The sequence below is a fragment of the Roseateles sp. T103 genome, from assembly GCF_057219915.1.
In genome coordinates this window covers 298,970-315,335 of the sequence record NZ_JBXVVS010000005.1, presented here as the reverse complement: position 1 = coordinate 315,335, position 16,366 = coordinate 298,970, and the positions used below count along the sequence as shown (strand labels likewise).

14 protein-coding genes are annotated in these 16,366 nt (G+C 68.2%); 8 read left to right on the top strand and 6 right to left on the bottom strand.

The annotated features are described in order from the left end of the window. Positions 1 to 52 precede the first annotated feature (52 nt). The 3 genes from AC2EBS_RS15830 (at position 53) to trxC (ending at position 1,648) form a co-directional block, all read left to right on the top strand. The gene (locus AC2EBS_RS15830) at positions 53 to 568 is read left to right on the top strand and encodes a flavin reductase family protein (RefSeq protein ID WP_484729403.1); all 516 of its coding nucleotides are present in this window, start codon (positions 53 to 55) and stop codon (positions 566 to 568) included. A gap of 147 nt (positions 569 to 715) precedes the next feature. Beyond that, entirely contained in the window at positions 716 to 1,162 is a 447-nt protein-coding gene (locus AC2EBS_RS15825; protein WP_484729402.1) for a thioredoxin family protein, read from the top strand. A 63-nt stretch (positions 1,163 to 1,225) separates the two neighbouring features. Then, positions 1,226 to 1,648: a thioredoxin TrxC gene (trxC, locus tag AC2EBS_RS15820; protein ID WP_484729401.1), complete on the top strand. Its 423-nt coding sequence runs from the start codon at positions 1,226 to 1,228 to the stop codon at positions 1,646 to 1,648. Between the two features lie 3 nt (positions 1,649 to 1,651). Here the strand turns inward: trxC and AC2EBS_RS15815 are convergent, their stop codons facing one another. Next, positions 1,652 to 3,727 carry an acetoacetate--CoA ligase gene (locus AC2EBS_RS15815; protein ID WP_484729400.1) on the bottom strand — a complete coding sequence of 692 codons (2,076 nt, stop codon included), beginning with the start codon at positions 3,725 to 3,727 and terminating at the stop codon, positions 1,652 to 1,654. Between the two features lie 121 nt (positions 3,728 to 3,848). On the opposite strand from AC2EBS_RS15815, the gene AC2EBS_RS15810 reads away from it, so the two are divergent. From AC2EBS_RS15810 to AC2EBS_RS15800, 3 genes are all read left to right on the top strand, one after another. Further along, positions 3,849 to 4,949 (top strand): MBL fold metallo-hydrolase, encoded by a 1,101-nt coding sequence (locus AC2EBS_RS15810; protein ID WP_484729399.1) that lies wholly within the window; start codon positions 3,849 to 3,851, stop codon positions 4,947 to 4,949. Positions 4,950 to 4,980: 31 nt separating this feature from the next. Next, positions 4,981 to 5,448 (top strand): GNAT family N-acetyltransferase, encoded by a 468-nt coding sequence (locus AC2EBS_RS15805; protein ID WP_484729398.1) that lies wholly within the window; start codon positions 4,981 to 4,983, stop codon positions 5,446 to 5,448. A 238-nt stretch (positions 5,449 to 5,686) separates the two neighbouring features. Continuing rightward, positions 5,687 to 6,493 (top strand): alpha/beta fold hydrolase, encoded by an 807-nt coding sequence (locus tag AC2EBS_RS15800; protein ID WP_484729397.1) that lies wholly within the window; start codon positions 5,687 to 5,689, stop codon positions 6,491 to 6,493. 20 nt (positions 6,494 to 6,513) lie between these two features. On the opposite strand, the gene AC2EBS_RS15795 is transcribed toward AC2EBS_RS15800, so the two are convergent. The 5 genes from AC2EBS_RS15795 to AC2EBS_RS15775 are packed head-to-tail and all read right to left on the bottom strand — an operon-like array spanning position 6,514 to position 13,994. Further along, entirely contained in the window at positions 6,514 to 8,322 is a 1,809-nt protein-coding gene (locus AC2EBS_RS15795) for an ABC transporter substrate-binding protein (RefSeq protein ID WP_484729396.1), read from the bottom strand. Next, the gene (locus AC2EBS_RS15790) at positions 8,319 to 10,166 is read right to left on the bottom strand and encodes an ABC transporter substrate-binding protein (RefSeq protein WP_484729395.1); all 1,848 of its coding nucleotides are present in this window, start codon (positions 10,164 to 10,166) and stop codon (positions 8,319 to 8,321) included. Before AC2EBS_RS15790 ends, AC2EBS_RS15795 begins: the two co-directional genes overlap by 4 nt. Next, the gene (locus AC2EBS_RS15785) at positions 10,163 to 11,995 is read right to left on the bottom strand and encodes an ABC transporter substrate-binding protein (RefSeq protein WP_484729394.1); all 1,833 of its coding nucleotides are present in this window, start codon (positions 11,993 to 11,995) and stop codon (positions 10,163 to 10,165) included. Before AC2EBS_RS15785 ends, AC2EBS_RS15790 begins: the two co-directional genes overlap by 4 nt. Beyond that, the gene (locus AC2EBS_RS15780; protein WP_484729393.1) at positions 11,992 to 12,162 is read right to left on the bottom strand and encodes a hypothetical protein; all 171 of its coding nucleotides are present in this window, start codon (positions 12,160 to 12,162) and stop codon (positions 11,992 to 11,994) included. Before AC2EBS_RS15780 ends, AC2EBS_RS15785 begins: the two co-directional genes overlap by 4 nt. Beyond that, entirely contained in the window at positions 12,159 to 13,994 is a 1,836-nt protein-coding gene (locus AC2EBS_RS15775; protein ID WP_484729392.1) for an ABC transporter substrate-binding protein, read from the bottom strand. The genes AC2EBS_RS15780 and AC2EBS_RS15775 overlap by 4 nt, the downstream gene beginning before the upstream one ends. Before the next feature lie 378 nt (positions 13,995 to 14,372). Here AC2EBS_RS15775 and AC2EBS_RS15770 point away from each other — a divergent pair, with 378 nt between their 5' ends. Beyond that, positions 14,373 to 15,311: an ABC transporter permease gene (locus tag AC2EBS_RS15770; protein WP_484729391.1), complete on the top strand. Its 939-nt coding sequence runs from the start codon at positions 14,373 to 14,375 to the stop codon at positions 15,309 to 15,311. A gap of 8 nt (positions 15,312 to 15,319) precedes the next feature. Continuing rightward, positions 15,320 to 16,363, top strand: a complete 1,044-nt coding sequence (locus tag AC2EBS_RS15765; protein WP_484729390.1) for an ABC transporter permease — start codon at positions 15,320 to 15,322, stop codon at positions 16,361 to 16,363. The last annotated feature ends 3 nt before the right edge of the window (positions 16,364 to 16,366 follow it).

Here is a 16,366-nt window from a genome sequence, read left to right as displayed (position 1 = left end):
GTCTTCGCGCTTGCCGGGCCCGGCCCCAGCCGCCCTGACTGACAATAGCGTCATGTCCGACGCCGCCTTGCCCGCCACCGCCCCGTCCGTCTTCGACAGCCGGCAGTTTCGCGACGCGCTGGGCATGTTTGCCACCGGCGTGACCATCGTCACCGCGCGCGCCTTCGACGGCACCCTGGTCGGGCTGACCGCCAACTCCTTCAATTCGGTCTCGCTGACGCCGCCGCTGGTGCTGTGGAGCCTGTCGCGCCGCGCCGGCTCGATGCCGGTGTTCAGCCGCGGCTCGCATTACGCGATCAACATCCTGGCCGCCGACCAGAAGGCGCTGGCCGAGCGTTTCGCCACCCGCGACATCGACCGCTTTGCCGGCGTGGCCTGGCACGAAGGCGCCGGCGGCGCGCCGGTGCTGGCCGGTGCGGCGGCGGTGTTCGAGTGCGCCAACCGCAGCCAGTACGAGGAAGGTGACCACGTCATCTTCGTCGGCGAGGTCGAGCGCTGCTCGCGCGACCCGGCCGGCCAACCGTTGATATTTCACGGTGGGCGCTACTACACCGAGCTGCCGCTGTAGCGGAGAAGCACCCTGTTACGCACTCGCGGGGTTTGAAACCCCTGGTCATCGAGGCGCTGCCCAGAATCCCGCCTCACAAGGGTTCGTGTCTTCACGTCGTTGGTTTCTGCACTCAGTCAGTCCATTGCGAGCCCGGAGAGGTAAGCCATGTTGATCACCTGTACCGAATGTCAGACCCAGAACCAGGTCAGCGAAGCGCGCGCGCTGCTGAACCCGGTGTGCAGCAATTGCGCCAAGGCGCTGCTCAGCGGCGAGGTCAGGGAGCTGACCGAGGCGAACTTCGACCTCGTGATGCCGCACACCGAGGTGCCGGTGGTGGTCGAGTTCTGGGCCTCCTGGGCCGGACCCTGCCGCATGATGGGCCCGCAGCTGATGCTGGCGGCGCGTCAGCTCAAGGGCCGCGTGGCGATGTTCCGCGTCGACGTGGACAAGAACCCGCGCCTGGTGCAGCGCTACGCGGTGCGCACCCAGCCGACGCTGCTGCTGTTCATGCGCGGGCAGGAAGTGCAGCGCCATGCCGGCGTGATGGCGGCTGCGCAGATCAGCGAATGGACGGCGGCGGAAGCCACGGCCTCCGGCTGGGCGGATCTGTAATCGGTCCACGCTTGAAAGCCAAATGGGCGGCCCCATCTGCGCGGCAAGGAGAGTTGCCGCACCATGATCGTCACCTGCCCCCATTGCCTGACCAAGAACCGCGTGCCGGCCGAGCGCGCGGCGCAGGACCCGATCTGCGGCCACTGCAAGGCGCCGATGCTGACCGGCGAGCCCATCGAGCTGACTGAAGCCAACTTCGACGCCGTCGTCGGCGGCAGCGAGCTGCCCGTGGTGGTGGACTTCTGGGCGGCCTGGTGCGGCCCCTGCCGCATGATGGCGCCGAACTTCGCGCAGGCCGCGCGCCAGCTCAAGGGCCAGGCCCTGTTCATCAAGGTGGACAGCGACGCGAACCCCCGCCTGTCGCAGCGCTACGGCATCCGCAGCATTCCCACGTTGCTGCTGATCCACGGCGGCCAGGAGCGCGACCGCATCTCCGGCGCGCTGCAGGCGCCGCAGATCCTGCAGTGGCTGACTCAGCGGCGCTGATCCCTACTGTTGCTGTTGCTGCGCCTGCTGCTCGCGGGCCAGGCGTCGCTGCGCGAAGTCCACGAACCAATCCACGCAGTCGGCATTGGCCATCGCATCGCGCTTGAACACCGTTTCCGGCGCCGCGCCCAGCAGCAGCTTCTTCACCGGCAGCTCCATCTTCTTGCCCGAGAGCGTGCGCGGGATGGCCTGCACTTGCAGGACCTCGTTGGGCACATGGCGCGGTGACAACGCGGCCTTGATCGCGTCGCGCAGCCGGCGGCTCAAGGCCTCGTCCAGCACGTGGCCCTCGCGCAGCACGACGAACAGCGGCATATAGCTCTCGCGGCCCAGGTATTCGAGGTCGACGACCAGGCTGTCCAGCACCTCGGGCTGTGTCTCCACCGCGCGGTAGAGCTCGGCCGTGCCCATGCGGATGCCGTGGCGGTTGATGGTCGCGTCCGAGCGGCCGTAGATGATCGCGCCGCCTTCTGGCGTGATGCGCAGCCAGTCGCCGTGGCGCCAGATGCCTTCACCGCTCGGGCTGCGGTACATGTCGAAGTAGCTGTCCAGGTAACGCTGGTCGCCCGGGTCATTCCAGAAGCGCAGCGGCATCGACGGGATCGGCCGCGTGCAGACCAGCTCGCCGACCTCGTCCACCAGCGGCTGGCCCTGGCCCTTGGCATCCGGCGGGCTGTACGCATAGACCGCCGCGCCCAGGCAGCGGCACTGCATCTGGCCGCGATGCACCGGCAGCAGCGGATGGCCGGCAAGAAAGGCGCCGGCGAAATCGGTGCCGCCGCTGATGCAGGCGATCCAGATGGGCTTGCCGCCGGGCCTGGGGCAATGCGCCCAGATCCAGTCGTAGCACTCGTCGGCCAGCGGGCTGCCGGTGGAGCCCACCGCGCGCAGCGCCGAGAGGTCGCCCTCGGCCATAGGTTCGACGCCGGCCTTCAGGCAACTGGCGTAGAAGGCCGCGCCGGCGCCAAAGAAACTGGCACGGCTGAGCGCGGCGAAGCGCCACAAGGTGCCCCAGTCCGCGCGCTCGCGGCTGCCGCCCGGGCTGCCGTCGAAGATGCAGATCGTGCTGCCGGCCAGCAAGCCGCCGACTTGGCAGTTCCACATGATCCAGCCGGTGGAGCTGTACCAGTGGAAACGGTCCTCGGCGCGCAGATCGTTGTGCAGCACCGCACCCTTGAGCCCTTCCAGCACGATGCCGCCATGGCTGTGCACGATGGGCTTGGGCAGGCCGGTGGTGCCGCTGGAATAGACGATCCACAGCGGATGGTCGAAGGGCAGCAGCTCCGGCGTCACCAGCTGCTCCGGGGCCAGGTCTTGCGCCAGCAGCGCAGCCAGGTCGTGCGCGCGGCGCGTCGGGCTGGCCAGCGACTGCAGATCGGGCGCCGCCTCCAGCTGCGGCAGCAGCAGCACGTGCTCCACGCTGGGCAGCGCGTCGAGCAGCTCGCGCAGCAGCGCCATGCGCGGCACGCTCTGGCCGGCATAGACATAGCCGTCGACGCCGATCAGCGCCTTGGGCTCGATCTGGCGGAAGCGGTCCAGCACCGCCACCGGCCCCATGTCCGGCGAGCACACCGACCAGATCGCGCCCAGGCTGGCCACGGCGAGGAAAGCCACCGCCGTCTGCGGGATGTTGGGCATGTAGGCGACGACGCGGTCGCCGCGGCCCACGCCCAGGCCGCGCAGCGCAGCGGCGAGCGTGCCGACCTGGCGCTGCAGCTCGGGCCAGGACAGCTCGCCGAGATCGCTCTTCGCCAGCATGGCCTCGTTGCTGTGGACGATCGCCGGGCGGCCTGCAGCGTCGGCGGCGTCGGCATGGCGCAGCACCTGCGCCGCGTAGTTGATCGTCGCGCCCTCGAACCAGCGCACGCCAGGCATGCGTTCTTCGCACAGCGCGTGTTCGAAGGGCGTGGGCGACTTCAGTTCGAAGAACTCCCACAGGCTCAGCCAGAAGGCGTCGAGCTCGCGGACCGACCACTGCCACAGCGCGTCGTAGCTGTCGAAGCGCAGGCCCCGCGTCTGCTGCAGGAAATGCTGGTAGCGCTCGATCTGGTGCTGGGGCTGTGCCGTGCTGCTGCTCATCGTCCGTCTCCTCATGCCTGGTCTTGAGACCATTCTGACCGGGGCGTCGCACGCTGCCAGTCGTGTGCGTGACTCATGCCCGCTCAGTAAGATGCGGCGCCAACAGGAAGGAATCGCCATCATGACCGCCGCGCCGCTCGTCTTTCGCCAGCTTTTCGACCCAGCCTCGTCGACCTACACCTACCTGCTCGGCGATCCGGCCAGCGGCGAGGCGCTGCTGATCGACCCGGTGTTCGAGCAGGTGCGCCGCGATGAAGCCCTGCTGCGCGAGCTGGGCCTGCGCCTGGTGGCCACGCTGGATACCCATGTGCATGCCGACCACGTCACCGGCGCCTGGCTGCACAAGCAGCACAGCGGCAGCGCGATCCTGCTCTCCGCCGTCGCGCAGGCTGAGCATGTCGACCGCCCACTGGGCCACGGCGATCGTGTGGCATTCGGCGGCCGTCATCTGCAGGTGCGCGCCACGCCCGGCCACACGGACGGCTGCCTGAGCTATGTGCTGGACGACCACAGCATGGCCTTCACCGGCGATGCGCTGCTGATCCGTGGCTGCGGCCGCACCGACTTCCAGCAGGGCAGCGCCAGCCGCCTGTTCCACTCGGTGCGCGAGCAGATCCTCAGCCTGCCCCCGAGCTGCCTGCTCTACCCCGGGCACGACTACCGTGGCCTTACCGTGACCAGCGTGGCCGAGGAGCTGCGCTTCAACCCGCGGCTGGGCGGCGATGTCGACGAAGGCGATTTCACCGGCTACATGAATGCGCTGGGCCTGCCGCATCCCAAGCTGATCGCCATCGCCGTGCCGGCCAATCTGCGCTGCGGGCGGCCCGACGCCGACACCGAGGCGCCAGCCGACGAGCCCGACTGGGCGCCGCTGAGCTACAGCTTCGGCGGCGTCTGGGAGATCCAGCCGGGGGCGCTGCTGGAGAAACTGCACGGTGCCGATGGCGCAGGGCTGCAGCTGCTGGACGTGCGCGAGCCCGAGGAGTTCAACAACACGCTGGGCCATATCGCGCAAGCGCGGCTGCTGCCGCTGGGCCAGCTGCAGAGCCGGCTGGCCGAGCTGGATCCGCAGCGCCCGGTGATCAGCGTCTGCCGCTCCGGCGCGCGCTCGGCCCAAGCCACGGTGCTGCTGCAGCGCGCCGGCTTCAAGCGCGTGGCCAACCTGGCCGGCGGCATGCTGCGCTGGAATGCCGAGCGGCTGCCGGTGCAGGGGCGCTGCTAGGCAGTGATGGGACGCGTGCGGGACCAAGGCCGTGAGTGAGCTGGTCATCCAGCCGCTGGCATCGCATCGCCATCTGATTCCTCGCCTCGCCGCATGGTTCGAAGCCGAGTGGCCCGCGTACTACGGCCCGGGCGGTCGCGGTGACGCCAGCCAGGACCTGCGCGCCTATGCCAACAGCGGCAGCGTGCCGTTCGGCCTGGTGGCTTTCCTTGACGGCGTGCCTTGCGGCTTCGCGGCGCTCAAGCGAGAGGCCTTCCCGTCGCATCCGCAGCTGTCGCCGTGGGCGGGTGCGGCTGTCGTCGAGCCCTCACTGCGTCGGTGCGGCATCGGAAGAGCATTGCTGCTGGCGCTGGAGCCCGAGGCACGGGCGCTGGGGTTCTCGCGCATCTACTGCGCCACCGCAACATCCGCGTCGCTGCTGCAGCGCTGCGGATGGTCTCTGCTCGCCCAGGTTCGGCACGAGGGGCAGCACATGGACGTCTATGAGAAGGCGCTCTGAGCGGCCTGATCCAGCACATCGCTCAGTGGCCGCTGGAGCTCCTCGCGATGAGTTCTATCAGGGGCGCTCATCGGCGCGGAGCGTCATCACACCCGCGCGGCTCGAGCGCAATGCCGTGCACTTGCTCGGGCATTCTCCGATCGGTCTGCGGCTGGCAGCCGCGGCATGATGCTGTCCGACCTTGTCAGCAGGCCGGGCTTAGGGTGGCGGTATCGAGACACAGCACAGCAGGAATTGCATGAGCAGCGACGCACCATTCACGCACCGGACGGGCGCATGCCTACGCCTCGACGATGCCGAGATCTACTATGAGCAGGTCGGCTCTTCAGAGCTGCCTGCGTTGCTGCTGCTGCATGGCGGCCTGGGCAATCTGTGCGACATGAACCCCGTCGCGGCCGAACTGGCCGGTCGGTTCCGCCTCATCGGCATGGATTTTCGCGGGCATGGCCGTTCGACGCTAGGCCCGTTACCGCTGACTTACGAGCGCTACGAGCAGGACGTCGTCGCCTTGCTCCAGCAGCTCGGCATTGACAGCTTCTCGCTGCTGGGATTCAGCGACGGTGGCATCGTTGGCTATCGATTGGCCTCCCGTCTCGGCGCGCGGATCAGGGCGCTGGTCACGGTTGGTGCGCAGTGGCGCCTGAGTGCTGCGGACCCGGCCTTCGAGCTGTTGAACGGCGTCAGTGCGGAGATGTGGGAGGCCATGTTCCCGGCTTCGCGCAGCGACTATGACGCGCTCAATCCGTTCCCCGACTTCGCGCGCCTGGTGTGCAGTGCCGTCGCGCTGTGGACCGACCTGGGCCCGAGCGGATACCCCGGCGACAGCGTGCGCAAGATCGCCACGCCCACGCTGATCGTTCGCGGCGACAACGACTTCCTGCTCTCGCTCGGCGAAGCCGCCGCGTTGCGCGCCGCGCTGCCGGTGGCATCGCTGTTCAATGTGCCGTTGGCCGGCCACGAGGTGCACAAGGACTCGCCCACGCTGTTCATGGCTGCGGTCGCGGACTTCCTCTCAGATCCGCGCACGCCACCGAGCGAGCCCTGATACGGCGCACCCCTCAGGCGTCAGCGGGGCTCGTCCACATCGACGAAGCGCCACCAGTCGCGTGTGAAGGGATGGCGGCGGTAGCCGTGCACCGCTGCCTGCGTGAGGTCCACGCGGATCGCATGCCAGTGCGCCAGATAGGGCGCGTAGGCCAGCATCAGGCGGTTCGCGTCGCGCATCGCGGCCAGGCGCTCGGGGCTGTCGGGCAGCGCGCGTTGGCGTTCGTAGATCCGGTCGTAGGCGGCCAGTTTCCAGCGTGCGTCGTTGGACTGACCGGCGTTCGGGCCATAGCCCATGCCGAGGAAGAAGTCGCCATCCGGCGACGAGATGCTCCAGATGTAGCTCCACATCATCAGCTGGCCGGCCAGGGCCTTCTTGATCAGCTCGCCGAACTGGCCGGTCTCGAACTCGATGCGCAGGCCGATTGCATCCATGCGCTTCTTCCACAGCTCGTTGAGCGCGCGCTGGCGGATGTTGGCGGTGCCGGCCATGCGCAGCGTCAGCGGCTGGCCGTCGGGGTGTTCGCGGTAGCCGTCGCCGTCGCGGTCCAGGTAACCGTAGCTGTCGAGCAGCGCGCGGGCGCGCGGCAGGTCGGCCGCGCTCATCTCGCTCTTGAGCTGCGGGTCGTAGCCGTACACCGCAGGCGGCAGCAGCGATTGCGCCGGCACCGCCTGGCCCTTGAAGATCAGGCGGATCTCCGCCTCGTTGTCGTAGGCCAGCAGGATGGCGCGGCGCAGCGCCACGCGCTCGGGGCTGTTGCCGCCGATCTGCGGGTCCTCGCAGTTGAAGAAGCTCAGCTTCACATCCGCGCCGGTGCTGGCGCGGGCCTGGATGCCGCGTCGCGCCAGATTGGGCGCCAGCTTGCCGCCGGGCATCGCGATGGGCGCCACCGCAGTGGGCATCTCCACGATGTCGAGCTCACCGCCGTAGAAGGCCAGCCAGCGCGGCTGTTCCTCCTCGATGATGGAGACCTGCACCTCGTCCACCAGCGGCAGGCGACGGCCGGCCAGGCGTGCGGCAAGCGCCTGGGCATGGGCATCGCCGTCCGGCGCCACGCTGTCGAAGCGCTGCTCGCGAAAGCCCGGGTTCTTCTCCAGCACGATCTGCGAGCCGCGCCGCCAGCGCTTCAGACGGAAAGGGCCGGTGCCCACCGGGTGCGCCATGAGATCGTCGCCATAGGCCTGCACCACCTCGCGCGCCACCGCGCCGGTGAGGCCGGCATTGGCGAACACATGCACGAAGCGCGCATCGCCCTGCGCCAGCCGCACCTCGAAGCGGTAGCGGTCCAGCGCGCGAAGCCCGGACACCGGCTTGTCGTAGTCCAGGCCGCGCTTGGCGGCGATGGCCTCACGGCGCAGCTCGTTCATGCCGAGGATCTGCGCATTCTCGAAGTGGTAGAGATGCTCGGTCTTCAGCCGCGGGTCGTAGAAGCGCTTGATCGTGTAGACATAGTCCTCGGCGACGAGCTCGCGTCGGCGGCCCTGGAAGGCCGGGTCGTCGGCGAAGAAGATGCCTGGCGAGATGCGGAAGACGAAGCGGCGCGCATCCTCGCCGACCTCCGGCAGGGCGGCCGCCGTCAGTGGACGCAGCTGCGCGCCGGCGGCCAGGTAGTCGTAGGTCAGCGGCGGCTCGAAGATGTGGGCGTTGACGATCACCGAGGTCTGGTCCGAGACCTGCGGCGGATCGAAGCCCACCTCGGCGGAGTTGAAGGCGGTGCGCACGATCTTGCGCGCGCCGTCTGGCGCCGACCCGGTGGCTTGAGCCGACAGCGCCAGCCCTGGCAGCGCGCTCGCCGCCAGGCTGCCGGCCAGCCAGTGACGTCGCTTCATTGCGGCCGCATCCCCGCCGACATGCGGCTGAAGTCGATGTCGACGAAGTGCCAGAACTCGTTGCGGAACAGCGGGCGCCGGTAGCCGATCAGCCAGGGCTGGGCCATGTCGTTGACGATGCGGTGCACATGCACCTTCATCGGCATCCAGGCCGCCTGGATGCGCTTGGCCTGCTGGAACAGCGCGTCGCGCTCGGGGCCGTCAGGCAGCACTTGCAGGCGCTCGTAGATCGCATCGAACTCGGCATGGCGGAAGCGGCCGAGGTTCTGGTTGCCGGCCTGCGGTCCGTACAGACGCTGCAGTGCGCCGATGCCGTCGGGCGCGTTGGCGGTGCTGCCCAGGAACCACAGCATCAGCTTGCCGGCGCGCGCCTGCTTGAGCTGCTCTGGCCACTTGCCATGGAAGAAGCGGCTGCGTATCTGCACCGCATCGAGATTGCGCTTCCACAGCTCGTCGTACTGGCGCGAGAGCGCATCGGGCTGGCTGGCCACCTCGATCACCAGCGGGCCGCCGTCGGGCATGTCGCGCCAGCCATCGCCGTTCTTGTCCACATAGCCATACAGGTCGAGCAGGGCCATGGCGCGGCGCGGGTCGTAGTCGCCGTTCTCGCTCTTGTAGGCCGGGTCGTAGCCGCTGGTGTGCGGCATCACCAGCGACTGCGCGACGATGGCTTGGCCGCGGCGCACGCCGCGAATCTCGCGGGGCACGTCCATCGCCAGCGCCAGCGCCCGGCGCAAGGCCACCTTGTCCACCGTGTAGCCGCCCACGATGGCGTCTTCCATGTTGAAGTAAGTGAGGGCCGCGTCCGCGGCGAGCTCGCGGTAGAGCTGCAGTCCCTGCTTGGCCAGGTTGGGCGCGATGCGGCCCTGCGGCAGTGCCAGATTGATGAACTCAGGCGGGATGCGGTCGATCAGCTCATGCTCGCCGCGCAGGAAGGACAGCCAGCGCGGCTGGCTCTCTTCGATGATGGAGACCTCCACGCGGTCGATCATCGGCAGGCGCCGTCCCTTGAAGCGCGCCAGCAGGGCCTGGCCCTCGGCATCATCGGCGGCCGGCTCGGCCTCGTAATAGCGCTCGCGGTAGCCGGGGTTCTTCTCCAGCACGATCAGCGAGCTGCGCCGCCACTGCTTGAGCACGAAGGGGCCGGTGCCCACCGGATGTTCCATGATCGCGTCGCCGTAGTGCTCGACCACCTCGCGGGCGACCGCACCGAACAGGTCGTTCTGCGCCAGCGACTCGATCAGTCGCGGCCGCGGCTGCTCCAGGCGCAGCTGCAGCGTGTAACGGTCCAGCGCGCGAAGGCCCTCGATCTCGCGGTCGTAGTCGAAGGCGCTCTTGCTCTTCAGCGCCTGCTCGCGCAGCGCCTTCAGGCCCACGATGCCCAGCTCGTCGAGGGCGGCCCACATCGGGCTCTTCACCGCCGGATCGGCGAAGCGCTTGAGGCTGTAGACATAGTCCTGCGCCACCAGCTCGCGCCGGCGGCCCTGGAAGGCAGCGTCGTCGGCGAAATGGATGCCGGGCTGCAGGCGTACCGTCCAGACGCGGTAGTCCGCCGATACCTCGGGCAGTGCCGCCGCTGTCAGCGGCCGGATCTTCACCGGTCGCGCCAGGTAGTCGTAGGTGTAGGGCGCCTCGAAGATGTGCGGCGTGATGGTGCGCGAGTAGGTATCGCTGATTTGCGCCGGATCGAAGCCGGTCTCGGCGATCGGGAAGGCATAGCGCAGCACCTTGGCGGCCTTCGAGTCGGCCTCGGCGGCCGTCGCGACGAGCGGGGCCAGGGCCAGGGCCAGGGCCGCGCTCAGGGCCAGGCGGCGCAGCAGGCAGACGCAGCGGCGGGTGTTCATGCCTGCGGCTTGAGGCTCGTGTCGATGTCCACGTAATGCCACCAGTCCTGCCAGAACAGCGCGCGTCGGTAGCCGATCACCCAGGGATGGGTCATGTCGGTGAGCAGGCGGTGCACATGGTTGCGGTAGGGCAGGTAGGTGGCGGCGATGCGCTTGGCTTCAAAGATCAGGGCCAGGCGCTCGGGACCGTCGGGCAGCATCTGCATGCGCTCGTAGATGCGGTCGAAGGCCGGCAGCTTGAAGCGCGAGAGGTTCTGCCCGCCGGTGGCCGGACCATAGAGGCGTTGCAGCGCCGCCTGCGCGTCGGGCTTGTCGGCCGAGGAGCCCACGCCCCACATCTGGAACTTGCCGCCGCGCGCGCTCTTCAGGTTCTCCGGCCACTTGGCCGTCTTGAACTCGATGCGCAGGCCGATGACGGCGAGGTTCTTCTGCAGGATCTCGTCGAGCTGGCGCGAGGCGTTGTCGGGCTGGGTCAGGCGGGTCAGCGTCAGCGGGCTGCCGTCGGGCAGTTCGCGCCAGCCGTCGCGGTCCTTGTCCACATAGCCGTGCATGTCCAGCAGCGCCATCGCGCGCGCGGGGTCGAAATCGCTCATCGAGCTCTTGAACTGCGCCTCGTAGCCGGTGGTGTGCGGCACCACCGGCGACTGCGCGGGAATGCCCTGGCCGCGGCGGACCAGGCGGATCTCGCGGTCCACGTCGATGGCCAGGCTGATCGCGCGGCGCAGCGCGATCTTGTCCGGCGTGTAGCCGCCGACCACGGGGTCTTCCATGTTGAAGACGGTCATCGTGGACTCCGGCCCGACGATGCGCAGGCCGTGGATGCCGCGCTTGGCCAGATTGGGTGCCACCTGGCCATTGGGCAGGGCCTGGCTGATGAAGTCCGCCGGCACGCGCTCGAGCATGTCCTGCTCGTTGGCGAGGAAGCTCAGCCAGCGCGGCTGGCTCTCCTCGATGACGGCGATCTCCACGCGGTCCACCATGGGGATGCGCCGCCCCTTGAAGCGAGCCAGCAGGGCCTGGCCTTCGGCATCGTCGGGCGCGGGCTCGGCGTCGTAGTAGCGCTCGCGGTAGTTGGGGTTGCGCGCCAGCACCATCTTCGAGCTGCGCCGCCAGGACTCCAGCCGGAAGGGGCCGGTACCGACCGGATGCTCCATGCTCTTGCCGGGATAGTGCTCGATCACCTCGCGCGCCACCGCGCCGTAGAGGTCGGAGCCGGTGAGCAGTGCCTGCAGCAGATGCGGCCGGCCCTGATCCAGGCGGATCTGCAGCGTGTAGCGGTCCAACGCGCGCAGGCCCTCGATCTCGCGGTCGTAGTCGAAAGCTCCCTTGCTCTTCAGCGCCTGCTCGCGCAGCGGCTTCAGACCGGTGATGCCGGCGTCGTCCAGCGTGGCCCAGGCGGGGCTCTTCACCGCCGGATCGGCGAAACGCTTGAAGCTGTACACATAGTCCTGTGCCACCAGCTCGCGCTTCCTGCCCTTGAAGGCCGGGTCGTCGGCGAAGTAGATGCCGGGGCGCAGGCGTATGGTCCAGGTGCGGTAGTCCGCACTGACCTCGGGCATGGCGGCGGCGGTCAGCGGCTTGAGCTTCACCGGCCGGGCCAGATGGTCGTAGTGGTAGAGCGCCTCGAAGATGTGCGCTGTGATGGTGCGCGAGTAGAGGTCGGAGAGCTGCGCCGGATCGAAGCCGGTCTCAGCGACCAGGAAGGCATAACGCAGCACCTTGGCGTCCGCGTCGGCAGCCTTGTCGGCCGATGTCGCGCTGGCGGCGCCCGGGCCGACGGCGATGAGGGCCGCGGTGGCGGCGGCGCGCTGCAGGAACTCTCGTCTCATGGGGTGGCGATCCGGCTGTTGTCGATGTCCACGTAGTGCCACCGGTCCAGCTTGAACGGGTGGCGGCAGCAGCCGCGGAGCTGCGGCTGCGCGATGTCGGTGGCGTGGCGGTGACGCCGGCGCTGCAGGCGGCTGCGCATCGTCCTGCCCACGGCGCCGTCGCTCACTTGCGGGTGCGCTGCAGCGTGGTGTCGATGTCCACGTACTGCCAGAAGTCGCGCAGGAAGACGTTGCGGTCGTAGCCGATCACCCAGGGCTGGGCCAGGTCGGTGAAGAGGCGGTGCACGGAGATCTTGTAGGGCATGTAGGCCACCATCAGCTTGCCGGCCTCTTCCATCACCGCCTGACGCTCGGGGCCATCGGGCAGCAGCTTCTGCTTCTGGTAGAGCGCGTTGAAGGCCGGCAGGTCGAAGCGCGACTTGTTGGCCTGGCCCTTGGCACGGCCGTCACCCAGCGCCAGGAAGGTGTCGCCGTCCGGCGCGGTGGCCACCCAGCTGACACCCCACATCATCAGCTTGCCGGCATTGGCGCTCTTCAGGTTCTCCGGCCACTTGGCGGTCTTGAACTCGATGCGCACGCCCAGCGCGTCCATGTTCTTCTGCCACTGCTCGATCAGCTGGCGGCTCTGGCTGTCGGGCTGGGTCGCGTACTCGAGCACCAGCGGCTTGCCGTCCGGCAGATCGCGCCAGCCGTCGCCGTTCTTGTCCACATAGCCATACAGATCGAGCAGCGCCTTGGCCTTGGGCAGGTTGTACTCGCTCATCTCGGACTTGTAGTCCGGCCGCCAGCCGAAGGTGCCCGGCGCGAAGGGGCCTTGCGCGGCCATCGCCTGGCCGCGGCGCGGCAGGCGGATCTCCTTGTCCACGTCCACCGCCAGGCTGATCGCGCGGCGCAGCGCGATCTTGTCCGGCGTGTAGCCACCGACCACCGGGTCTTCCATGTTGAAGTAGCTGAAGGCCACTTCCGGATAGGGGAAACGCACCGAGCGCATGCCCTGCTTGGCCAGGTTGGGGGCGAGCTTGCCGTTGGGCGTGGCGATGCTGACGTACTCGGCCGGCACCTCCTCCAGCACGTCGGCCTCGCCGTTGAGGAAGGACAGCCAGCGCGGCTGGTTCTCCTCGATGATGGCGATCTCCACCCGGTCGGTCAGCGGCAGGCGACGGCCCTTGAGCTGGGCGGCCTGGGCCTTGAGCACCGGGTCGGCATCGGCCGGCGGCTGCTCGTCGTAGAGCTCCTCGCGGTAGGCGGGATTGCGCTCCAGCACGATGCGCGAGCTGCGACGCCATTCGGCCAGCCGGTAGGGGCCGGTGCCGACGGGGTGCTCCATGATCTTCTTCTCGCCGTAGTACTCGACCACCTCGCGCGCTACGGCGCCGAGGAAGGCCGAGTCGGCGAACTGGTTGATGAAGCGCGGGTCGCCGACGCCGGTGCGCACCTGGAAGGTGTAGCGGTCGATCAGCTTCAGACCCTCGACCTCGCGGTCGTAGTCGAAGGGCTTCTTCGCGGCCATCAGCTCCTTGCGCAGCTCCGACAGGCCCAGGATCTGCACGTTCTCCAGCAGGTAGAGATTGCGGCTGTTGAGCTTGGGGTCGTAGTGGCGCTTGATCGAGTAGATGTAGTCTGCCGCGGTCAGCTCGCGCTTCTTGCCCTTGAAGGCGGGGTCGTCGGAGAAGTAGATGCCCGGCTTGATGCGGAAGGTCAGCGTCTTGTAGTCGGCCGAGATCTCCGGCATTGCCGCCGCGGTGGACGGGCGCATCTGGTAGGGCCGCGCCAGGTAGGCGAACTCCAGCGGCGCCTCGAAGATGCCTGCGGCGATGGTCTTGGAGTAGCGGTCCGAGATCTGCGCCGGGTCGAAGCCGGTCTCGGCGACGCGGAAGGAGTAGCGCAGCACCTTCTGTGCCGGCTCCTGAGCGGGCGCGGTCTGCGCCATCGCGGGCCAGTGGAAAACAGCATTGAGCGCCAGCGCAGCCACAGCCGCGCGCGCGAAGCCAGCTCGCATCACGATCGGAATCCTTGCCTTCATGTGCGCCGCCAGCCTCGTGGGCGCGGCGCAGCGAAAAATACTCCAGGTGCCGCCACGGTCAGGGGCGGCTCGATTGGGTGCGCAGTCTAGTCGGGCCGCGCCCGGCCGGTCATGGGCGCCAACCCCTAGAGCGCGCCCGGGGCGGCGCATTGTGTGCCAGAACGGGCCAGGGCGACGGCCTGCCCCCGCAAATGCCGGGGGTGTCTGCGGGGAAACGAGGGCAAACGCGGGTGAGGGGACATTCGCGGCTCCATTAGACTCGCGCCTGTTTTTTCAACCGGGACCCCCTCACCACAAGTGAGCGGGGTCTCGCTTTTGTCCACTCGACACGCTTGGCATGGAGTACCGACAGCGATGGCGGCATACCTGATAAGACGCCTGTGGCAGATGATTCCCACCCTGTTGGGCGTTGTGCTGCTGGTGTTCTTTCTCTTCAAGTACTTCGGCGGCGATCCCGCCGAGATTCTCGGCGGCCTGAACGCCAGCCCGGAGCAGATCGACGCGATCCGCGAACAGCTCGGCCTGAACAAGCCGGTCTGGGAACAGCTGCTGATCTTTCTCAAGCAGATCGTCACCTTCGACTGGGGCAAGAGCTGGGCGACCAACGAGTCGGTGGCCAATCTGTTCATGACGCGCCTGCCGGCGACGCTGACGGTGATGGTGCCCATCCTGCTGCTGGAAGTGCTGCTGGCCATCCCCTTCGCGCTGGCCGTGGCCTATGTGCGCGGCAGCCTGACAGACCGCTCGGTGATGGTGATCACCACGGTGGCGGTGTCAATCTCGCTGCTCGTCTACGTGATCGTGTTCCAGTATGTGTTCGCCTTCCGCCTGGGCTGGTTCCCGGTGCAGGGCTGGACCGACAGCTTCTGGACCAATCTGACCACCTACGCGCCGCTGCCCATCTTCGTGGCGGTGGCGGTGGCGCTGGCGCCCTATACGCGCCTGTATCGCACCTTCTTCCTCGACGAGATCGGTCACGACTATGTGCGCACCGCGCGCGCCAAGGGCCTGACCGAGCGGACCATCCTGCTCAAGCATGTGCTGCGCAACGCGATGATCCCCATCCTCACCAACGTCGCGGTGGCGCTGCCGGGCGTGTTCGTCGGCTCCTTCCTGCTCGAGGTGTTCTTCTCGATCCCGGGTCTGGGCCGCGAGATCCTGCTGGCCGTGAACCGCAGCGACTACCCGGTGATCCAGGCTTTCTCGATCTACATCGCCTTCCTGACCATGGTGGTCAATCTGCTCACTGACCTGCTCTACAAGCTGGTCGATCCTCGCGTGGTGCTGAAATGAGCGCGGTCATGTCTTCCTCCTCTGCGACCACCGTGGCGCCCAAGCGCTCCGAGGGTGTCTGGGCGGCGGCCTGGCGCCGCCTGCGTGCCGACAAGGTGGGCATGGTCTGCATGACCATCGTCGGCGTGTTCCTGGTGCTGGTGACGCTGTCGGGCCTGGGCCTGGTGGCCGGCAACTGGCAGCAGGAAAAGGGCGTGCCCAATGCGCCGCCGACCTTCATGGGTCCGGCGCCTGCCGAGGCGCTGGGCACCATCGAGCAGCCCAAGGGCCCCAACGTGGACCTGTCGGACATCGACCCGCTGGCGCCGCGCTACCAGGAATGGGAAGAGCGCGCCAAGCAGTACAAGACCGAGCAGACCGTCAAGGCCGAGACACTGCCGCTGGGCGGCGATCGCCTGGGCCGCGACGTGCTGGCCAAGGTGCTCAAGGGCGCCGAGGTGTCGATCACCGTCGGCGTGCTGGCCGCGGTGGTGGCCACGCTGATCGGCACCGTGCTGGGAGCGCTGTCGGGCTTCTTCGGCGGCAAGGTGGGCGACTTCCTCGAGTGGCTCTACAACGTCTTCACCGCGATCCCGAGCATCCTCTTGATCTTCGCCTTCGCGGTGATCTTCGGCCGCGGCGTGACCTCGGTGGTGATGATCCTGGGTCTGGCCGGCTGGCCAGGCATCTACCGGCTGATCCGCGCGGAGTTCATGAAGCACTCGGTGCGCGACTACGTGCGTTCGGCCGAGGCGATCGGCGCGTCGAAGTTCTCGCGCATGTTCAAGCACATCCTGCCCAACGTCTCGCACGTGGCGCTGGTGCAGCTGTCGCTGCACGTGGTGGGCTTCATCAAGAGCGAGGTGATCCTGTCCTACCTGGGCCTGGGCGTGGGCGTGGACCAGGTCTCCTGGGGCACGATGCTGGCCGAGAGCCAGAGCGAGCTGATCCTGGGCTATTGGTGGCAGCTGGCCGCCGTGACCGGCTTCATGGCGCTGTTCGTGACGGCGTTCGCGCTGTTCACCGATGCCTTGCGCGATGCGCTGGACCCGAAGCTGCGCGGCCTGGAGTAAAGA

Excerpts from the sequence above, each read along its gene's own strand:
- AC2EBS_RS15775 (WP_484729392.1), bottom strand. The coding sequence starts at position 13,994 with ATGCGAGCTGGCTTCGCGCGCGCGGCTGTGGCTGCGCTGGCGCTCAAT.
- AC2EBS_RS15815 (WP_484729400.1), bottom strand. The coding sequence starts at position 3,727 with ATGAGCAGCAGCACGGCACAGCCCCAGCACCAGATCGAGCGCTACCAG.
- AC2EBS_RS15810 (WP_484729399.1), top strand. The coding sequence starts at position 3,849 with ATGACCGCCGCGCCGCTCGTCTTTCGCCAGCTTTTCGACCCAGCCTCG.
- AC2EBS_RS15800 (WP_484729397.1), top strand. The coding sequence starts at position 5,687 with ATGAGCAGCGACGCACCATTCACGCACCGGACGGGCGCATGCCTACGC.
- AC2EBS_RS15770 (WP_484729391.1), top strand. The coding sequence starts at position 14,373 with ATGGCGGCATACCTGATAAGACGCCTGTGGCAGATGATTCCCACCCTG.
- AC2EBS_RS15795 (WP_484729396.1), bottom strand. The coding sequence starts at position 8,322 with ATGAAGCGACGTCACTGGCTGGCCGGCAGCCTGGCGGCGAGCGCGCTG.
- AC2EBS_RS15765 (WP_484729390.1), top strand. The coding sequence starts at position 15,320 with ATGTCTTCCTCCTCTGCGACCACCGTGGCGCCCAAGCGCTCCGAGGGT.
- AC2EBS_RS15830 (WP_484729403.1), top strand. The coding sequence starts at position 53 with ATGTCCGACGCCGCCTTGCCCGCCACCGCCCCGTCCGTCTTCGACAGC.
- AC2EBS_RS15790 (WP_484729395.1), bottom strand. The coding sequence starts at position 10,166 with ATGAACACCCGCCGCTGCGTCTGCCTGCTGCGCCGCCTGGCCCTGAGC.
- AC2EBS_RS15825 (WP_484729402.1), top strand. The coding sequence starts at position 716 with ATGTTGATCACCTGTACCGAATGTCAGACCCAGAACCAGGTCAGCGAA.
- trxC (WP_484729401.1), top strand. The coding sequence starts at position 1,226 with ATGATCGTCACCTGCCCCCATTGCCTGACCAAGAACCGCGTGCCGGCC.
- AC2EBS_RS15785 (WP_484729394.1), bottom strand. The coding sequence starts at position 11,995 with ATGAGACGAGAGTTCCTGCAGCGCGCCGCCGCCACCGCGGCCCTCATC.